Origin of the sequence: Romboutsia sp. 1001216sp1 (genome assembly GCF_039841805.1) — a bacterium.
GTDB classification, from domain to species: Bacteria; Bacillota; Clostridia; order Peptostreptococcales; family Peptostreptococcaceae; genus Romboutsia_C; species Romboutsia_C hominis.
Genome location: NZ_JBDPHA010000001.1, coordinates 237,135 through 253,972 on the forward strand (window position 1 = coordinate 237,135; position 16,838 = coordinate 253,972).

Annotated in this window: 19 protein-coding genes; 8 read left to right on the forward strand and 11 right to left on the reverse strand. The window is 26.0% G+C overall.

All coding sequences use genetic code 11. The annotated features are described in order from the left end of the window. Positions 1–286: 286 nt before the first annotated feature. Entirely contained in the window at positions 287–1,342 is a 1,056-nt protein-coding gene (locus tag ABHC41_RS01260) for a nitronate monooxygenase family protein (RefSeq protein ID WP_166506228.1), read from the forward strand. A 148-nt stretch (positions 1,343–1,490) separates the two neighbouring features. Here ABHC41_RS01260 and ABHC41_RS01265 read toward each other — a convergent pair whose 3' ends face one another. Further along, positions 1,491–2,621: an aldo/keto reductase gene (locus ABHC41_RS01265; RefSeq protein WP_092926680.1), complete on the reverse strand. Its 1,131-nt coding sequence runs from the start codon at positions 2,619–2,621 to the stop codon at positions 1,491–1,493. Between the two features lie 377 nt (positions 2,622–2,998). On the opposite strand from ABHC41_RS01265, the gene ABHC41_RS01270 reads away from it, so the two are divergent. Together ABHC41_RS01270 and ABHC41_RS01275 are read left to right on the forward strand one after the other, a co-directional pair. Next, the gene (locus ABHC41_RS01270; protein WP_092926682.1) at positions 2,999–3,934 is read left to right on the forward strand and encodes a magnesium transporter CorA family protein; all 936 of its coding nucleotides are present in this window, start codon (positions 2,999–3,001) and stop codon (positions 3,932–3,934) included. A 188-nt stretch (positions 3,935–4,122) separates the two neighbouring features. Further along, complete coding sequence (locus ABHC41_RS01275) at positions 4,123–5,085, forward strand: calcium/sodium antiporter (RefSeq protein ID WP_166505075.1); 963 nt, start codon at positions 4,123–4,125, stop codon at positions 5,083–5,085. A 45-nt stretch (positions 5,086–5,130) separates the two neighbouring features. Here ABHC41_RS01275 and ABHC41_RS01280 read toward each other — a convergent pair whose 3' ends face one another. Next, on the reverse strand, positions 5,131–6,990 hold the full coding sequence (locus ABHC41_RS01280; protein ID WP_195236928.1) for a sel1 repeat family protein: 1,860 nt from the start codon (positions 6,988–6,990) through the stop codon (positions 5,131–5,133). A gap of 291 nt (positions 6,991–7,281) precedes the next feature. Between ABHC41_RS01280 and ABHC41_RS01285 the strand changes: the two genes are divergently transcribed. Further along, the gene (locus tag ABHC41_RS01285) at positions 7,282–7,428 is read left to right on the forward strand and encodes a hypothetical protein (protein WP_347553573.1); all 147 of its coding nucleotides are present in this window, start codon (positions 7,282–7,284) and stop codon (positions 7,426–7,428) included. A 43-nt stretch (positions 7,429–7,471) separates the two neighbouring features. On the opposite strand, the gene ABHC41_RS01290 is transcribed toward ABHC41_RS01285, so the two are convergent. From ABHC41_RS01290 to ABHC41_RS01300, 3 genes are all read right to left on the reverse strand, one after another. Continuing rightward, a complete protein-coding gene (locus ABHC41_RS01290) occupies positions 7,472–7,699 on the reverse strand; it encodes a hypothetical protein (protein ID WP_195237128.1) in 228 nt (75 codons plus the stop codon). 107 nt (positions 7,700–7,806) lie between these two features. Further along, positions 7,807–8,211 carry a hypothetical protein gene (locus ABHC41_RS01295; protein ID WP_092926688.1) on the reverse strand — a complete coding sequence of 135 codons (405 nt, stop codon included), beginning with the start codon at positions 8,209–8,211 and terminating at the stop codon, positions 7,807–7,809. A 249-nt stretch (positions 8,212–8,460) separates the two neighbouring features. Next, on the reverse strand, positions 8,461–9,624 hold the full coding sequence (locus ABHC41_RS01300; protein WP_092926690.1) for an AI-2E family transporter: 1,164 nt from the start codon (positions 9,622–9,624) through the stop codon (positions 8,461–8,463). Between the two features lie 482 nt (positions 9,625–10,106). Here ABHC41_RS01300 and ABHC41_RS01305 point away from each other — a divergent pair, with 482 nt between their 5' ends. The 3 genes from ABHC41_RS01305 (at position 10,107) to ABHC41_RS01315 (ending at position 11,197) form a co-directional block, all read left to right on the forward strand. Beyond that, entirely contained in the window at positions 10,107–10,346 is a 240-nt protein-coding gene (locus ABHC41_RS01305) for a hypothetical protein (RefSeq protein WP_092926692.1), read from the forward strand. Between the two features lie 226 nt (positions 10,347–10,572). Next, the gene (locus tag ABHC41_RS01310; protein WP_092926694.1) at positions 10,573–10,788 is read left to right on the forward strand and encodes a hypothetical protein; all 216 of its coding nucleotides are present in this window, start codon (positions 10,573–10,575) and stop codon (positions 10,786–10,788) included. Positions 10,789–11,020: 232 nt separating this feature from the next. Further along, positions 11,021–11,197, forward strand: a complete 177-nt coding sequence (locus ABHC41_RS01315) for a hypothetical protein (RefSeq protein WP_176698699.1) — start codon at positions 11,021–11,023, stop codon at positions 11,195–11,197. A 76-nt stretch (positions 11,198–11,273) separates the two neighbouring features. Here the strand turns inward: ABHC41_RS01315 and ABHC41_RS01320 are convergent, their stop codons facing one another. Next, positions 11,274–12,371, reverse strand: coding sequence for a hypothetical protein (locus ABHC41_RS01320; RefSeq protein ID WP_271891993.1), 1,098 nt, complete (start codon positions 12,369–12,371; stop codon positions 11,274–11,276). Between the two features lie 249 nt (positions 12,372–12,620). Here ABHC41_RS01320 and ABHC41_RS01325 point away from each other — a divergent pair, with 249 nt between their 5' ends. Further along, positions 12,621–13,430 carry a hypothetical protein gene (locus tag ABHC41_RS01325; protein WP_272013375.1) on the forward strand — a complete coding sequence of 270 codons (810 nt, stop codon included), beginning with the start codon at positions 12,621–12,623 and terminating at the stop codon, positions 13,428–13,430. Between the two features lie 27 nt (positions 13,431–13,457). Here the strand turns inward: ABHC41_RS01325 and ABHC41_RS01330 are convergent, their stop codons facing one another. The 5 genes from ABHC41_RS01330 to ABHC41_RS01350 all read right to left on the reverse strand — a co-directional run bounded on the left by ABHC41_RS01330 (position 13,458) and on the right by ABHC41_RS01350 (position 16,807). Beyond that, positions 13,458–13,766, reverse strand: a complete 309-nt coding sequence (locus ABHC41_RS01330; RefSeq protein WP_271891995.1) for a GIY-YIG nuclease family protein — start codon at positions 13,764–13,766, stop codon at positions 13,458–13,460. 70 nt (positions 13,767–13,836) lie between these two features. Further along, complete coding sequence (gene epsC, locus ABHC41_RS01335; RefSeq protein ID WP_271891996.1) at positions 13,837–14,358, reverse strand: serine O-acetyltransferase EpsC; 522 nt, start codon at positions 14,356–14,358, stop codon at positions 13,837–13,839. 19 nt (positions 14,359–14,377) lie between these two features. After that, on the reverse strand, positions 14,378–15,277 hold the full coding sequence (cysK, locus tag ABHC41_RS01340; protein WP_271891997.1) for a cysteine synthase A: 900 nt from the start codon (positions 15,275–15,277) through the stop codon (positions 14,378–14,380). 189 nt (positions 15,278–15,466) lie between these two features. Next, complete coding sequence (locus ABHC41_RS01345; RefSeq protein ID WP_166505064.1) at positions 15,467–16,114, reverse strand: C40 family peptidase; 648 nt, start codon at positions 16,112–16,114, stop codon at positions 15,467–15,469. Positions 16,115–16,204: 90 nt separating this feature from the next. Beyond that, positions 16,205–16,807, reverse strand: coding sequence for an NUDIX hydrolase (locus tag ABHC41_RS01350; protein ID WP_092926709.1), 603 nt, complete (start codon positions 16,805–16,807; stop codon positions 16,205–16,207). Between the last annotated feature and the right edge of the window lie 31 nt (positions 16,808–16,838).

The window sequence follows — 16,838 nt, forward strand, 5'->3', positions numbered from 1 at the left end:
TATATTATATCTTTAATATATGAAGTATTTATGAATTTATTTTGAAATTTCATGTATATTCATTAGTTTTTCCTATTTTTTACTATGTATACATTATAGTACTTTTTTATTATTTATTTATAGTTTAAATATTGTAACCTTTTTAAATTTTTATAATATATCATTATACAATATCTTTATTTTTCTAAAAATTTACTTGTTATTTTCTTACAATTTATTATATAATATTATTAGTACCTGGTATTAATATTTGATATAATTTTTTTATATTAAGGAGGCGTTTTTTATTAAAGCATTAAAAATTGGAGATTTAATAGCTAAAGTTCCTATAATACAAGGTGGAATGGGTATAGGAGTATCTAGATCTTCCCTTGCAGCTGCTGTAAGTCGTGCTGGTGGTATAGGAGTTATATCTGGCGTACAAATTGGCTATGATGAAAAAGATTTTGAATATAACCCTCTAAGAGCTAACTTATCGGCCCTTAGAAGTCATATAATAAAAGCTAAAGAAAATTCTAATAAAGGAATAATAGGTGTTAATCTAATGGTAGCTATGAACTACTACGAAGAACATGTAAAGGAAGCTATTTCCTCTGGTGTTGACCTTATAATATCTGGGGCTGGTCTTCCTATTAAATTACCTTCTTTAATTAAAGGCTCTAAAGTAAAAATTGCACCAATAGTCTCAACTGCTAAAGCTTGTAGTGTTATCCTAAAAATGTGGGACAAAAAAGACAAAACTACAGCTGATTTAATAATAGTTGAAGGTCCAAAAGCTGGAGGTCATTTAGGTTACAAAAAAAGTGAACTAGAAAATATAGATAGCATTAATTATGATAAAGAATTTGTAGATATACTAAAAATTACCAAAGCTTATAGTGTTAAATATAATAAAGAAATACCAGTGGTAGCCGCTGGCGGCATATTCAGTGCTGATGATGTTTTAAAATATATAAATCTAGGTGCTAGTGGTGTACAAGTAGGTACAAAATTTGTTGCAACTTATGAGTGTGATGCATCTTATGAATTTAAACAAACCTATATAAATTCTACTAAAGACAATATAAATTTAGTTGTAAGTCCAGTTGGAATGCCTGGTCGTGCAATACACAATAAATTTATAGAACGTAATTCTATATCATCACCTAAAATAACTAAATGCTATAATTGTTTAATTCCTTGTAATCCTAAAACTACTCCTTATTGTATATCAGAAGCTCTTATAAATGCAGTAAAAGGAGATGTTGATAATGGATTGCTATTTTGTGGTGAAAATGCCTACAAAGTAGATAAATTATCTTCTGTTGATGAGGTTATAAGAGAATTAACTTCTAAGTTATAGATAATTAAATTTTAGCTTTAATTGTATTTAAATGCTCTTACACTCCTAAATCTAGGGCTATTTCCTAATTCTAAAGCTAAAAATTTAAAATAAAAATAGACTAACATATGTTAGTCTATTTTTATTTTCTAAAACTAATATATTTTTATCATTTAAATGTATCTTTAACTTCTTTTAACTTTTCTATTATATTTATATGTTGAGGACATTTCTCTTCACATAATCCACATTCTACACATTTTTTTGCATCATTTCCCGACCCTACTAAAAACATATTGTATTGTTCTTTATTTTTTCCTATATCATTAAACATGAATGCATTATTTAATAATTCAAAGCAGTTTGGTATTTTAACACTGTTTGGACATGGTATACAATATTTACATCCAGTACAATTTACTCTTATTTTGGATTTAAACATATCTCTAAGCTCTTTTATCGTTTCTTTTTCATATTTACTCATAGATTCTTTTATACCTTCCTTAGAAGCTATATTTATATTCTCTACAACTTGTTCTAAACTTGACATTCCACTTAAAACTACATCTATCTCTTTCTTATCATATAAAAACTTAAAAGCCCATCCTACAGCATTTCTACTAGTTAAGCTATTATTAATTATATTTGTTATATCACTAGATAAATTATTTACTAATGCTCCTCCTCGAAGCGGTTCCATTATAACTATACCTAATCCTTTTTCTCGAGCATACATAAGTCCATCTGTACCTGCCTGATAATCTTCATCTATGTAATTATACTGTATCTGGGCAAATTCCCAGTCATAGTCATCTACTATTTCTTTAAATACATCTAATGTATCATGAAATGAAAAACCAATATGTTTTACTATTCCTCTTTCTTTTATATCTTTTATAAAATCAAATAACCCATTTTCCTTTAATCTAGTATAATCTTTCTTATTTAGATTATGTATTAAATAAAAGTCTATATAGTCAGTTTGTAATTTTTCTAATTGTTCATATATATATTTATACATATCTTCTCTTTTATTTACTAGCCATGAAGGTAGCTTTGTCGCTAATTTAACCTTTTCTCTATATCCATCTTTTAATACTTCTCCTACAAATATTTCACTTTCTCCATTATGATATGGGTATGCTGTATCTATATAATTTATACCGTTATCTATTGCATATATAAGCATTTCCCTTGATTTTTTCTTGTCTATTTTATTATCCTTTAATGGAAACCTCATACACCCAAATCCTAATATAGACACTTTTTCACCAGTATTTCCGATTTCTCTATATCTCATATTACTTCCTCCCCCTCTAAAAATATTATCTACTTATATTATATTTAATAATTTTTCCTATATATTACAATTTTTTATTATTAATCAAATAAATCATGCTATATTCTTTATTTTTTTAATATATTTTTAACTGAAAACTTGATTTATGTTTGATAACAAGGTATCCTATTTAAAGGATATAAAATTTTTAATATTATTTTTAATAGGAGAGTGATGGAAAATGGATCAAAGTCCTTTGGGGGATATTGATTTAAAAAGCATCACTTATTATTATCTTTTAAATGGCTAATTTACTTATCTTCTTATATAAATCAGTCATTTAATTAATAATACTAAGTGATAAGATTTATATAAAATTGAATAAAGGATGTGTTGCCATGATAAGATACTATAAGACTATTGACAACAAATTAGAAAAGTTAAATTCATTTGAAAATGGCTGTTGGATAAATCTTGTTGAACCTAATCAAAATGAAATAAGTGAGATAGTTGATTTATTAAATATAGATGAAGATAGTGTAAGATCTGCTCTTGATGAGGAGGAACGCTCTAGAATAGATGTCGAAGATAATCATACACTTATACTTATTGATATCCCAGTTGATGAAAGTGATGTAAATTCAACTCATTATACTACTATTCCTATTGGTATAATAATGTGTGAAAATGCAATACTTACTGTATGTTCTGCTCAAACTAAAATTATAAATGATTTTATTGTAGGCCATATAAAAGAATTTTACACTTATAAAAAAACTAGGTTTATACTTCAAATTCTTCATAAAAATGCTAGTTATTATTTATATTATCTAAGAAAAATAAATAAAATAACTACCGTTATAGAAAAAGAAGTTACTAAATCTATGAAAAATAAAGAACTTATACAGCTTCTAGAACTTGAAAAATCATTAGTTTATTTTTCTACTTCTTTAAAAGCTATAGAACTAGTTTTAAATAAAATGGTTCGTACTACTAGTATAAAAAAATACTCTGACGATGAAGATTTGCTAGAAGATGTTATAGTTGAAAATAAACAGGCTTTAGAGATGGCCACTATATATGGAGATATATTAAGTAGAATTATGGATGCTTTTAGTGCTATTATTAGTAATAATCAAAATAATGTTATGCAGTTTTTAACATCTGTTACTCTTATAACTACTATACCTACTATTGTATCTGGTTTCTTTGGAATGAACGTTGGAGGTATTCCTTATGCAAATCATATTAATGGATTTTGGATTGTAATGGTTATTACTGCTTTAATTTGCTTAGTTGTTACATTCTTTATGTCTAGAAATAAGCTATTATAATATAACAATTAATTTTAATATATTCTATAATATAATTTTCATATATTATAGAACCCTTGTAAAATAACTTGATTAACAAGTTTTTTATAAATCAAGACCTTCGAGGCAGACATGCTCTACCTTGGAGGTTTTTTATTATAAAGTTGCGTGAACTTATATTTACTTATTTATTTTTGGGAGGTAATTGTATGAATTACATATTACTAATTTTCGGTTTTTTACTGCTTATAAAAGGGGCTATCTACTTTGTTGACGGTTCATCAGATATTGCCACTATACTAAAAATTCCTCCAATTTTAATTGGACTTACTATTGTAGCTTTTGGTACATCATTACCTGAAGTTTCAGTTAGTATAATAGCTTCTATAGATAATCAAAATGGTTTATCTCTAGGAAATATTATTGGCTCTAATATATTTAATATATTGATGGTTTTAGGTACAACTGCTTTTATTAAAAATTTACAGGTTAGAAAATCAATAGTAAAAAAGGAGATGCCAATACTTATAATTACCTCTATGATAGCTTTATACTTGTCAATAGACTTAACTATAAGTCGTATTGATGGTATGATACTTTTATTGTTATTTTTACTATTTTTATATGATATGATAAAAGAAGCATTAAGAAATAGAAACTTGTCACTAAAAGAAAGTTATGAATTTTTAGAAGCAAATACAAATATAGCCTCTATATCTATAGATAATTCTTTAGCTAAGTCTTTATTAATTTCAGGAGTTGGTCTTATAGCTATTATAATTGGTGGGAAAATGGTTGTAAGTTGTGCAACTAATATAGCTTATTCCTTTGGCGTAAGTGATCACTTAATTGGTATCTCAGTTGTAGCACTTGGTACTTCTTTACCAGAATTTATTACATCTGTTATTGCAGCCACTAAAGGTGAAAACGATATTGCTGTTGGGAATGTAATTGGTTCTAATATATTTAATATTTTATTTATTTTAGGTGCATCAGCATTTATCTCTCCTTTATCTCTAGAGCCTGCACTAATATTGGATAGTATATTTATGATATGCGCTATAATACTTTCTTATATATTTGTTGTTCAAGATAAAGAAATAACAAAGTACGAAAGTTTATTTTTAATAACTACATATTTTATATATATGATATATTTAGTTTCAAGGTAAAAATACCTCAAAGTAATATATTTTACTTTGAGGTATTTTCTTCTATTATTTATCTATTATCATTTCTTCTAATGGTTTTTCAAATTGTAATTTTAAATTCTCATCTTTTTCTAATATATATATTGGTACATATTCTTCTTCTTCCTCATTTAAATCAATTTCTTTAAATGGCGGAGTAAGTACTTCATCAAAGTTTATGCTCAGATCTGGCATTGTCTTTAATATTTGCTTAGAATTATCATATTCTTCTTCTGCTAGACTTTTATACATATCTAAACTTTTCTTATAATATATACCAGCTAGCATGTATTCACATTTTTTATTTCCTAAATTAAAACCTTCTTTATAGTATTTTTTAGCTTCTTCATCTTCATTTAATTTTAAACTTAATTGCCCTAAGTTATATATAGATTCTTCGCACTTTTGGTTTCTAGCCTTTTCGTACCAATACTTTGAATTTGTATAGTCTTTATAGAAAATATCATATATAAGACCTAGCATGTGTTGTGAATATATATTTGAATCATTCGCTGGTGTTTCAAACATTTTCTTTGCTTCTTCATAATTTTCTTCTGCAAAGTATATTCTACCTAAATGTATTCTTGAATTTATGTGATTTTTTAATATGGCAATATTAAAATACTTCTTAGCATTTTCTATATCATTATTAGCTTCATATATACATCCTGCTTTATAGCTAGATTCTACATCTTGATTTTCACTAGCTCTTTTATACCACATTAAAGCTTTCTCAAAATCACACTTATCTTCATATATCTTCCCAAGCTTAACTTGACATGATAACTTATTTTCTATTTTTCTATAACAAGATATGGCACTGTCTATATCATTTATCTTATGATATAAATCACCCATATTCTCAATAGATTCTATTAATCCTACTTCTATACATTCCTCATAATACTTTTTCGCTGTTTCATAATCCTCTTCTTCAAAATATAAACCTGCTAAATTATTTTTAGCTTCTATTATATCTGAATTTGATGCTATCTCATAATACTTTTTAGCATTTTCTATATCATTATTTCTATTATATAAGTTTCCTAATCTATAGCTTGCTAAAGCACATCCATTTTTTATACTTTCTTCATAATACTCTATAGCATTTTTATCATCTTCATCTCTATCATATATATATGCCAATCTATATTGAGACTTTGTACAACCTTTGTCAGCACTTTTTATATAATATCTTTCGGCCTCTTCAAATTCTTCATTAATCTCCATTATAAGGCCTATATTAAAACATCCTTTTAAATTTCCTACTTTATGTAAATGTTTATATAAGCTTATTGCTGACTTATCATCACCATCTATATAGTTTATTATCGCTAAATTATACTTAGATTCTTCATTTAATAATACTGAACCCTTCTTATAATATTCAATAGATTCTTCTTTTTTTCCTAATTTTTCATAAAGTATACCTAGATTAAAGCAAGCTAAACCAAAATTACCTTTAGCTGCTTCTTTTAACCACTTTTCACATCTTATATAATCTTTAAGCTTATAATGAACAACTCCTAAATTGTTTTGAGCTTGTAAATCTCCTAAAGTAGCCAATTTTTCATACCAATAAAGTGAATATTCATAAGCATTAGATATAAAATATATATTGCCTAGATTAAGAGCAGCTTCTTCTTGTCCATTCCTAAATGCCATAGAATACCACTTTTCTGCTTCATTGTATTGACCTCTAGATTCAAATATATTACCTAATGCATATTGAGATTTTACATATCCTTCTTCTGCAGATTTTATATATACTTCTATAGCTTTATCTATTTTACCCATTTTCTCAAGCAAACTTGCTTTAGTATGATGTATTGCTGGGTCTTTTGGAATATTTTTTATATTTTGTATTGAAAATTTTGTACTTCTCATATTTAACTCCCTATTTAAACTTTACTTTTATTTTAGTAATCTGTTTTAATAATTATATATTATATAACAAACTTACAATTTTTAGCTAATTTTTTGTCTTTCTGTAATAATATTGTAATAGTAGATATATTTAATTAATTTTTATGTAGTATATAGCCATGCATACTAATATCTTATCTAATTTATGTATAAATGATATTTATTATGAGTTTAAGTGGCTTGTTCATTTATGTATTAACATTATAATGCTTTTTAATAAATATTTATAACTTAGTAAGTAGGAGTGATTTTATGAATATAGATTTAATTTTTAAAATAGTTATGGCTATTGTATTAATTGGTATTACTATAAAAGCAATTAAGTTTTTAGGTGGATTAGTCTTTAAGATAGCACTTGTGATATTTATAATACTTTTAGTTTATAGAATGTTTATCTAAAATAGAAAATACCCCACTTGATTTACTTTAAGTGGGGTATTTTCTATTTTAATGTTTTTAAATCTATATATGCTTCAATTTGAGGTATATACAACATATGATTTACTTTTATATGTGTATTACCAAATTCCTTAAGTTCTTTTCCTTCTTTATCTTTAGTTATTTTGTATCTTACAACTTCATTACCTTCATTTATACTTGCATTAAAAAACATTCCTTCATACTGCTTAAATCTAAAATTAAAATTATCTCTTGTAAGTTTTATAGTTATTTCTGCCATAACTCTTCCTTTCTTTATATATTTTAATTTTGTCTTATTATATCATAATTATAAATCATAAAAAAGAGCCATCTAATATTAGATAGCTCTTTTTTATATTAAAAATATAGCTCTTTAATCTTCATAGCATCATTTGTCCAACCATTGTTTTTACGTATTAATTTTAAATTTTTACCTTTACTTACTAATATTGTAACTAACTCTTCTTTCCCCTTTTCTTCTACAATAAAATCCTCAACATTTTTTAAGGGTATCTTTGATAAATTGTTTACCTCGGATAATCCCCCTAATGGTACATGATATATTCCTTCTAAGTATAAATTTTTATCTGTTAATGTAACTATGTATTCATTAACGATTTCTCCTGCTGCAACTAGTGATTGACTCGCTACAAACATATTGGTTAAAAAATTTAATACTAATTCAGTATTGCTTACTTTCCTATAACACTTCATACTAGCTCTTACTATTTCGTTGTCTTCTAATTCTAACTCCCTACTCATAAGACTTTTCCTCCTAATGATGTGATTATTATGATTAATAATTTATAGCTAAGTACTCTTATATAAAATAAGCTTTTCCTCCATTATACAATGTATAATTGACTCAATCAAGTAAATTATTTTTTTATGTATATTTATATTCTTTTTGTCAATAATATAAATGTTATTACGTTACTCTCAGAATTTATAACATTTAAGAGGCTGTTGCAAAATGATTAGATTTAATCATTCTACAACAGCCTCTTTGCATTACATATATTTTTCTGTATCTTCTGGCAGCCCTTTTTTCTTTAATCTATATTCCACTATCTCTTTTACTATAGAGTATAGCCAAGCAAATAAAGGAACGCCTATTATCATTCCAACTAATCCTAATAACTTTCCTGCTACTAATAATGAGAATAATATCCAAAATGCTGATATTCCTATTGAATCTCCTAATATCTTAGGTCCTATTACATTACCATCTAATTGTTGTATAATAATTATTATTAATATAAACCATAATGCTTTAATTGGAGATACAAACATTATTATTATAACTGAAGGTATAGCTCCAAAGAACGGCCCAAAGAATGGTATTATGTTAGTTATACCTATTATTACTGATATAAGTAATGTATATGGCATTTTAAATATTGTAAGTACAATGAAAGTTAATACACCTATTATAGCTGAATCTATTATCTTTCCACTTAAAAACTTACCAAATGTATCATTAGCTCTATTTGTTAACTCAATAGCTTTGTCAGCACGTGCTTTATTAAATATCGCATAAGTTACTTTTTTGCTAAGTCCACAGAACTTTTCCTTATCTATTAACATATAAATAGATATTATTAAGCCTAATACTATATTCCAAACACCTGATGCAGTAGTTTTTAACATGCCTCCAAGTACCGGAATTAAATTAGATATTATTTTTATAGTATAGTCTATAAATTCGTTCCACTTACCTACAGCTATAGTCATATATTCATTGTTTAAATCTATATTTTTAGTTAGACTTTCTATGAATACAGTTACATTATTTACATATGTTGGTATGTCATTAACAAGTCCTACCACACTGTCTACTAACTGTGGTAACACAAATTGTATAAATAAATAAAGTATTATAAAAGCTGTTGTGTAAGTTAATAATAAACTTATAGCTCTTTTACCTTTTTGTTTCATGTTTTTAATTGAATCAAACACTAAAATTTTTTCTTCAAAAAATACTAGTATAAAGTTAAGTAAATATGCTATTACAAATCCTATAACAAAAGGTTGTAATGTTGACATAACCCAACTTAAGTTTTCAGTAAATGCTGGTAGTTTGTCTAATATATTAAAAAACAATAAACTACAGCATATAACTATAATCGCATACACCGATATAGTAGTATATTTGTTATTCCATTCAACTTTCATTTACTTTGTGATTCCTCCTAATTAAATTTACCTTCTAATAGATGATTATTTTTTACCTATCATATAATTATAACCAATATAACATATTTATTGTCAATAAATTGATATATTTAATATGAATTTATCTTCATATTAAAATTTAATCTTAACTACATAGTGTTTCATCTTTGTCTGTTTTAGTAAGACCACTTATATATTTTAATATTATTGATTTACCCACATCATTTATTCCAAGTAATGCTGTTATCTTTCCTTTTTATATATTTTCGTTTTATGTTGAAATACAATAAATTCGACTTTTGCTTTTTTACTAAGCTTAATTTATATATTAGTAATTTGTTAAATACTTTTTGTATAATTTTAAATATTTTTGTCGAAATTAGTAACTTTTTCTGTATTTAGTACATATTATTTATTAGATATATGAAAATATATCTTTTGATTTAAATCTTAAATAATAAAAATATAGTGGAGGTTTTAATATGTTTGGAAACGACTTTAATGGATTTGGAAGAAATAATGGTTTTTGTGATGATAACTTTTTAATAATATTACTTTTATTACTTTGTAACGATGGATTTGGCTGCGGTCACGGTAGAGGCCATGATGGAGACAATTGTGAAGATAACAATAGAAGATGTAATAATAACGAATTCTTTATATTTATAATAATCATTTTATTCTTCTGTAATAAAAAAGGACATGGTAATTGCTTAAGATAATGTAAGTTATAATATATATTAATTAACAAAAGGCACCTATTATAGGTGCCTCATTTATATATATATTTATTTTTTATTTAAATTAATTACATAATTCATTAATTTACTCCAATCACTTTGTCGAAATTAGTAACTTTTTCTGTGTTTTATACATATTATTTATTAGATATATGAAAATATATCTTTTAATTTAAATCTTAAGTAAAAATATAATGGAGGTTTTAATATGTTTGGAAATAATATTTTTTGTAATGATAATTTTTTAATAATATTACTTTTATTACTTTGTAACGATGGATTGGACTGCGATCATCATAATGAATGTAATCACCATAATGAATGTGATCACCATGATAAATGCAACGATAGAAATGTATTCTTTATATTTATAATAATAATTCTTTTATTCTGCTGTAACAAAAAAAGACATGATCATTGTTAAGATAATATAACTTATAATATCTATTAATTAAAAAAAGGCTCCTATTATATCATAGGTGCCTTTTATATACAATTTTTTATATTTTTAATTGATTTAATTACATAACTAATTCACTCTATTTTTTTGTCGAAATTAGTAACTTTTCCTGTATTTAGTACATATTATTTATTAGATATAAAAAATTATATCTTTTAATTTAAATCTTAAGTAAAAATATAATGGAGGTTTTAATATGTTTGGAAAAAATAATTGTTTTTGTGATGATAACTTTTTAATAATATTACTTTTATTACTTTGTAACAATGGATTTAACTGCGACTTCGACTGCGATGATAATAATAAATGCTTTATATTTATAATAATAATCCTTTTATTCTTCTGTAACAAAAAAGGACATGATCATTGCTAAGATAATATAACTTATAATATATATTAATTAATAAAAGACACCTATAATATTATAGGTGTCTTATTTATATATGCAATTATTTTTTAGATATCTTTTTTATCATTCCCATAATTTCTTCCATAGACTTTCCTTCTACTTCTTGCTTTAGTTTATTTATATCTATGTCTTCTAATATATTACTTATATCATTATTCATATTTGGTTTGCTTTTATCATTTTGTACATCATCAAAATCTATATTTGATGCTATTTTTTTAGCCATTTCTACAATTTCTTCCATAGACTTTCCTTCTACTTCTTGCTTTAGTTTATTTATATCTGCATCTTCTAATATATCACTTACATCATTATTCACATTTGATTTATTTTCTTCATTTTGTCTATTATCGAAGTTTATACTTGATGATACTTTTTTAGCCATTTCTATAATTTCTTCCATAGATTTTCCTTCTACTTCTTGTTTTAATTCATCTATATTTACGCTTTCTAGTATTCTTTTTAAATTTTCATTTATATCTTCATTATTTTTATTACTTTTTTCATTTCCATAATCTGGTTCCATTTTTGATATTCCTCCATTCATTAGTTTTATAATTTCGCCAATTGAATTATTATTACTTTCGTTTAGTTTATAATCACTCATTAACATATTTGATAATAAACCATCTAATACATTTACACCTTCTAAATTAGATTTTGAATATATATTTTCATCTAAACTCATTATGGTTAATGGATTAATTTTATTATTATTAATATATTGTAGTAATAATTCTACCAACTTGTTTGTGTTAATTTTCTTGCCTGACTTTTTGTTGTGCTCTTCTCCTTTATGATTTTTATTACCATTAATTCTAGTATTGTTATGCAAGCCTGTTGCTTTATATCTATTGCTACTCTCGATTGACTTTTTATTGTTCTCTTTTTCTTCTTTATCATTTTGATTTACATTACTTTTAGTACTGTTATTTGATTCGGTTACTTCGCAGTTATCACTACTCTCGTCTGACTTTTTATTATATTTTTCTTCTTCTTTACAATTTTTGTTGTACTTTCTTTCAACACTCTTGTTCAAATTGTAAAAAGGAGATCTTTTAGAAATGCTATCCATTAACATATAATCTTCATAGTCTTCATAACCTTCTATTCTATTATTTTTCTCTTCAGAGTTCACAAAATAAGCCTCCTTTTATTAATTAAAGTATCTATACGACACCTTACATCATTATATGTATTAAATTTCTTAAGGGTGACTTATTTAAAATGCTTGATAAAATGAATATCTCTTATATTTTCCCATCACTTATTGTATATATATTTTACTTATTTTGGTGACTTATTGTTTCCTTTTAAATGTTTTTATCATATATGTATATTATGTAGTATTACTACTAAATTAAAATATTTGACATGGGGTGTTTGTATGCATAAAGATTGTATGAATAAAACTAAGAAGTGTAAAAAGTACTATGATTTAGATGATTGCCATTGTGAAAAAGAATATAAAAAAGATAAGGGTGCAAATTTAAAAATGTCCCCTATGTTTGTATATCCTGTCGATTTGTGCAACTGTGAAATATTTCATATATTATGTAATTGTATAGGAAGGATTGTTGGATTAAAGTTAGTAGATAATAATTGTATATTAAGACTTTGTATATGTGATGTAAATAGTTGCGGAGTTGTTGGTAAAACTCCATCCGGTAAGGGACCTATATACGTAAAACTTAATGCCATTCAATATATAGATTTTGGTAAAGAAACCTATGTTAATCCTCTATGTGGTACAAATTTGAGTATAGGTGTACAAGTACCTAAGGGTGAAATGGGACCTATGGGGCCTGCTGGTCCTAAAGGTGAAATGGGACCTATGGGACCTTCTGGACCTAAAGGTGAGATGGGACCTATGGGACCTTCTGGATCTAAAGGTGAAATGGGATCTATGGGACCTGCTGGACTTAAAGGTGAAATGGGATCTATGGGACCTGCTGGTCCTAAAGGTGAAATGGGATCTATGGGACCTGCTGGACTTAAAGGTGAAATGGGATCTATGGGACCTGCTGGTCCTAAAGGTGAAATGGGATCTATGGGACCTGCTGGTCCTAAAGGTGAAATGGGTCCTATGGGACCTGCTGGTCCTAAAGGTGAAATGGGACCTAAAGGATATGAAGCTCCTGGTAAAAAAGTAAAAGAAAAATATATGCCTCCTAAGAAGATCCCTTATAAAAATTAATATAAAATATATAAAGAGGAAGCTTGATTATTTTAAAGCTTCCTCTTTATATATTTTATATTCTTCTTTATCTTCTAATTCATTTACAAACTCTTCATTATTTTCTATTAGCCAAAGCTTTTTATTTCTCGAAAGTTTTTTTATATAACTTTCTAATTTCATAGCTTTACTTTTCGTATCACTTACAAAACATACTTCTAGTTTTAAAAAACCCCTTGACCGTGTATATTTAGAATTTATACCTTTTTCATGTTCTTTTATACGTCTTATTATATCGGTTGTATACCCTGTGTATAAAGAATTATCTCTACATCTTATTATATATGTAAAATGCATAAAATCATCCATCCTTAATTTTTAACTTTATAATATATAATAACATGTTTTAGATATATTATGTTACTTTTTAAAATTTTTTTATCTTCACTACTTTACCAGGTATTCCAACAACTGTAGCTCCATTTGGTACATCTTTTAAAACAACTGCATTTGATCCTATTTTTGAATTTGATCCTATATTGATAGGACCTAAAACTTTGGCTCCTGCCCCAATTATTACATTATCACCAACAGTTGGATGTCTTTTTCCCTTTTCTTTTCCTGTTCCACCTAAAGTTGTTCCATGATATATAGTTACTCTACTTCCAACCTCAGCAGTTTCTCCAATAACTACCCCCATACCATGATCTATAAGTATTCCTCCACCTAATTTAGCCCCAGGATGTATTTCTATACCTGTTAAAAATCTTGAGATTTGTGATACTAACCTTGCTAAAAAAAATCTCTTATGACTATATAAAAAATGAGAAATACTATGCCCTATCCTTGCATGTATAGATGGATAAAGTAAAAATACCTCTGTTTTGCTTCTTGCTGCTGGATCATTCTCCATTATATACTCAATATCTGCTTTAATTTTCTCAAACATATAATCATCCCTCTATGATTTAATTAAATATATTCAAAGACATATATTTATCTAACCCATCTGGTGATACTGTAACTATTTTCTTATTAGGAAATCTCTTTGATAATTCTAGTGCACCATAAACATTTGCACCTGATGATATTCCTACTAATATCCCTTCTTTTTTAGCCATTAATCTTACTCCTTCATAAGCCTCTTCATCACTTACTGTAATAACCTCATCTACTATACTATCGTCATAATTTTTAGGTATAAATCCTGCTCCTATACCTTGAATTTTATGAGGTCCTTTAATATTTTTAGATATTACAGGTGAACTTTTTGGCTCTAATGCTACCACCTTAATGTCTTTATTTTTTTCTTTTAGGTATCTTCCTATTCCTGTCAATGTTCCTCCTGTCCCTACACCACAAGCAAAAATGTCTATATCTTTAACATCATTTAATATTTCAACTGCTGTTGTATTGTAATGAGCATATGGATTATCTTCATTTTCAAATTGATTTAAACTTATATAGTTTTCATTATTTTCTATTAACTCTTTAGCTTTATTTATAGCACCATCCATACCTAGCTTGCCATCTGTTAATATTAATTTGGCACCATAACATTTCATAAGTGTCCTTCTTTCTTCACTCATAGTGTCTGGCATTACTATTATAACTTCGTATCCTTTTAAAGCTCCTACCATTGATAGAGCTATACCTGTATTCCCACTTGTAGCTTCTACCAATACACTTCCATTTTTTAATATATTTCTTTCTTCTAGCCCTTTTATCATATTTAAAACAGCTCTATCTTTTATACTTCCTCCTGGGTTGTATTTTTCTAGTTTTACATATATATTTTTATTACCTATATTGTTAAGTTTTATCATAGGAGTATTTCCTATTGTAGATAGTATATTTTCATTAATCATAATTTGCTCCTTATATTTTAGTATTTATTTCTATTATTTTATAATATATAAATATAAATCCCATAAATATATATATTTATACTATAAAAAAAATCACTTACTTAATCTTAAGAATATCTGCCTATAAAATAAGTTAAGCTATATCATAAACTTATGATACATCTTAACTTATTTTATAGGTAATTAATTCTATGGTCTTCTGGCTCCTCTATAGTGTTTTTCGTAATAACCTGTTAGTTTAGATTTTTTAACTCCATCTTTTGGATTAGATGCATGTATAAATTCACCATTTCCTACATACATTCCCACATGACTAACTCTGCCTTTATTCATAGTATCGAAAAATATTAAATCTCCGACTTGTAAATCCTTTTTGTCAATAGCTTTGCCAAACTTACTTTGTTCATAGGATACTCGAGGTATATCTTTACCTAGTGCATTTTTATAAACATATTGAACTAGCCCAGAACAATCAAAAGATTTTGGTCCTGTTGCCCCCCATACATATGGCTTTCCTATTTGGCTTTCTAGCAATTTTATTGCATCATCCATCTTATTATTACTTTTTTGAGCATTATTTATATTACTACTATTATTAACTTTACTTACGTTAACATTACTTAAAAGTGTATCTAAACCATTAAGTTTATTTTGATTCTCATTACTACAGCTACAACTACAGCTACATGTTGGACTATCATTAAGTATACTATTAAATGTACTTTGTAATACAAAATCAAATACATTTGAATTATTGTTTGTACAAGCTTTATTTTTTGAATTAGATTTGCTTATAGCATTTAAAAGCTCTATCATAACTATTTGGTTAACATTCATACTAAATCTCCCTACTTACTTATATATAAAAAACCGTACATTAAATAATACGGTTATCATATATATATATTTAGTATTTATATAATATAATTAATGAAATAGTTTTTCACCTAAGTTTATAAACATTTGAAGTAGTAGATATGATTTTATATCTATTTTTTCTCTTCCGTTTATTATTTCTTTAGCTTCTTCCTTTGATACTAAAAATGCTTCTATATCTTCATCTTCTTCTAAAAATTCTTTACTTAAATTGCCATCACATAAACAATATACAAATGCTACTGATTCATCAGTCATTCCTGGAGATAAATATAATTTATCATTACTATTTATATTATTTATACTTATAAGTTCTAGACCTGTTTCCTCTTTTAATTCTCTTTTTACCGCTTTTTCTATACCCTCTTCATTATCCACAAGTCCTGCTGGAAGTTCATATATATAACTATTTATAGGTACTCTAAATTGTTTTATAAGTACTAACTTCTTTTCGCTTTTATGATATGCTGCTATTACTACTGCATCTATTTTATCTTCTTTATCGTTTATATATATTTCCTTTAAATTATTTTCATCTTTTCTTGATGCTACCATCCAGTGTCTTATGTCATTATTTTTATTTTCATATTCAACATCATAAAGCCCTACAAATTTAGTTTTAACTAATGTGGTTACATCTTTTATTTTAGTCATGTTTTACACTTCCTTTTTATTTATTCTATGT

Bases quoted from the DNA above. Each gene is read 5' to 3' on its own strand.
- ABHC41_RS01275 (WP_166505075.1), top strand. From the start codon at position 4,123: ATGAATTACATATTACTAATTTTCGGTTTTTTACTGCTTATAAAAGGG.
- ABHC41_RS01310 (WP_092926694.1), top strand. From the start codon at position 10,573: ATGTTTGGAAATAATATTTTTTGTAATGATAATTTTTTAATAATATTA.
- ABHC41_RS01350 (WP_092926709.1), bottom strand. From the start codon at position 16,807: ATGACTAAAATAAAAGATGTAACCACATTAGTTAAAACTAAATTTGTA.
- ABHC41_RS01285 (WP_347553573.1), top strand. From the start codon at position 7,282: ATGAATATAGATTTAATTTTTAAAATAGTTATGGCTATTGTATTAATT.
- cysK (WP_271891997.1), bottom strand. From the start codon at position 15,277: ATGATTAATGAAAATATACTATCTACAATAGGAAATACTCCTATGATA.
- ABHC41_RS01265 (WP_092926680.1), bottom strand. From the start codon at position 2,621: ATGAGATATAGAGAAATCGGAAATACTGGTGAAAAAGTGTCTATATTA.
- ABHC41_RS01300 (WP_092926690.1), bottom strand. From the start codon at position 9,624: ATGAAAGTTGAATGGAATAACAAATATACTACTATATCGGTGTATGCG.
- ABHC41_RS01305 (WP_092926692.1), top strand. From the start codon at position 10,107: ATGTTTGGAAACGACTTTAATGGATTTGGAAGAAATAATGGTTTTTGT.
- ABHC41_RS01345 (WP_166505064.1), bottom strand. From the start codon at position 16,114: ATGAATGTTAACCAAATAGTTATGATAGAGCTTTTAAATGCTATAAGC.
- ABHC41_RS01325 (WP_272013375.1), top strand. From the start codon at position 12,621: ATGCATAAAGATTGTATGAATAAAACTAAGAAGTGTAAAAAGTACTAT.
- ABHC41_RS01315 (WP_176698699.1), top strand. From the start codon at position 11,021: ATGTTTGGAAAAAATAATTGTTTTTGTGATGATAACTTTTTAATAATA.
- ABHC41_RS01270 (WP_092926682.1), top strand. From the start codon at position 2,999: ATGATAAGATACTATAAGACTATTGACAACAAATTAGAAAAGTTAAAT.
- ABHC41_RS01280 (WP_195236928.1), bottom strand. From the start codon at position 6,990: ATGAGAAGTACAAAATTTTCAATACAAAATATAAAAAATATTCCAAAA.
- ABHC41_RS01295 (WP_092926688.1), bottom strand. From the start codon at position 8,211: ATGAGTAGGGAGTTAGAATTAGAAGACAACGAAATAGTAAGAGCTAGT.
- epsC (WP_271891996.1), bottom strand. From the start codon at position 14,358: ATGTTTGAGAAAATTAAAGCAGATATTGAGTATATAATGGAGAATGAT.
- ABHC41_RS01330 (WP_271891995.1), bottom strand. From the start codon at position 13,766: ATGCATTTTACATATATAATAAGATGTAGAGATAATTCTTTATACACA.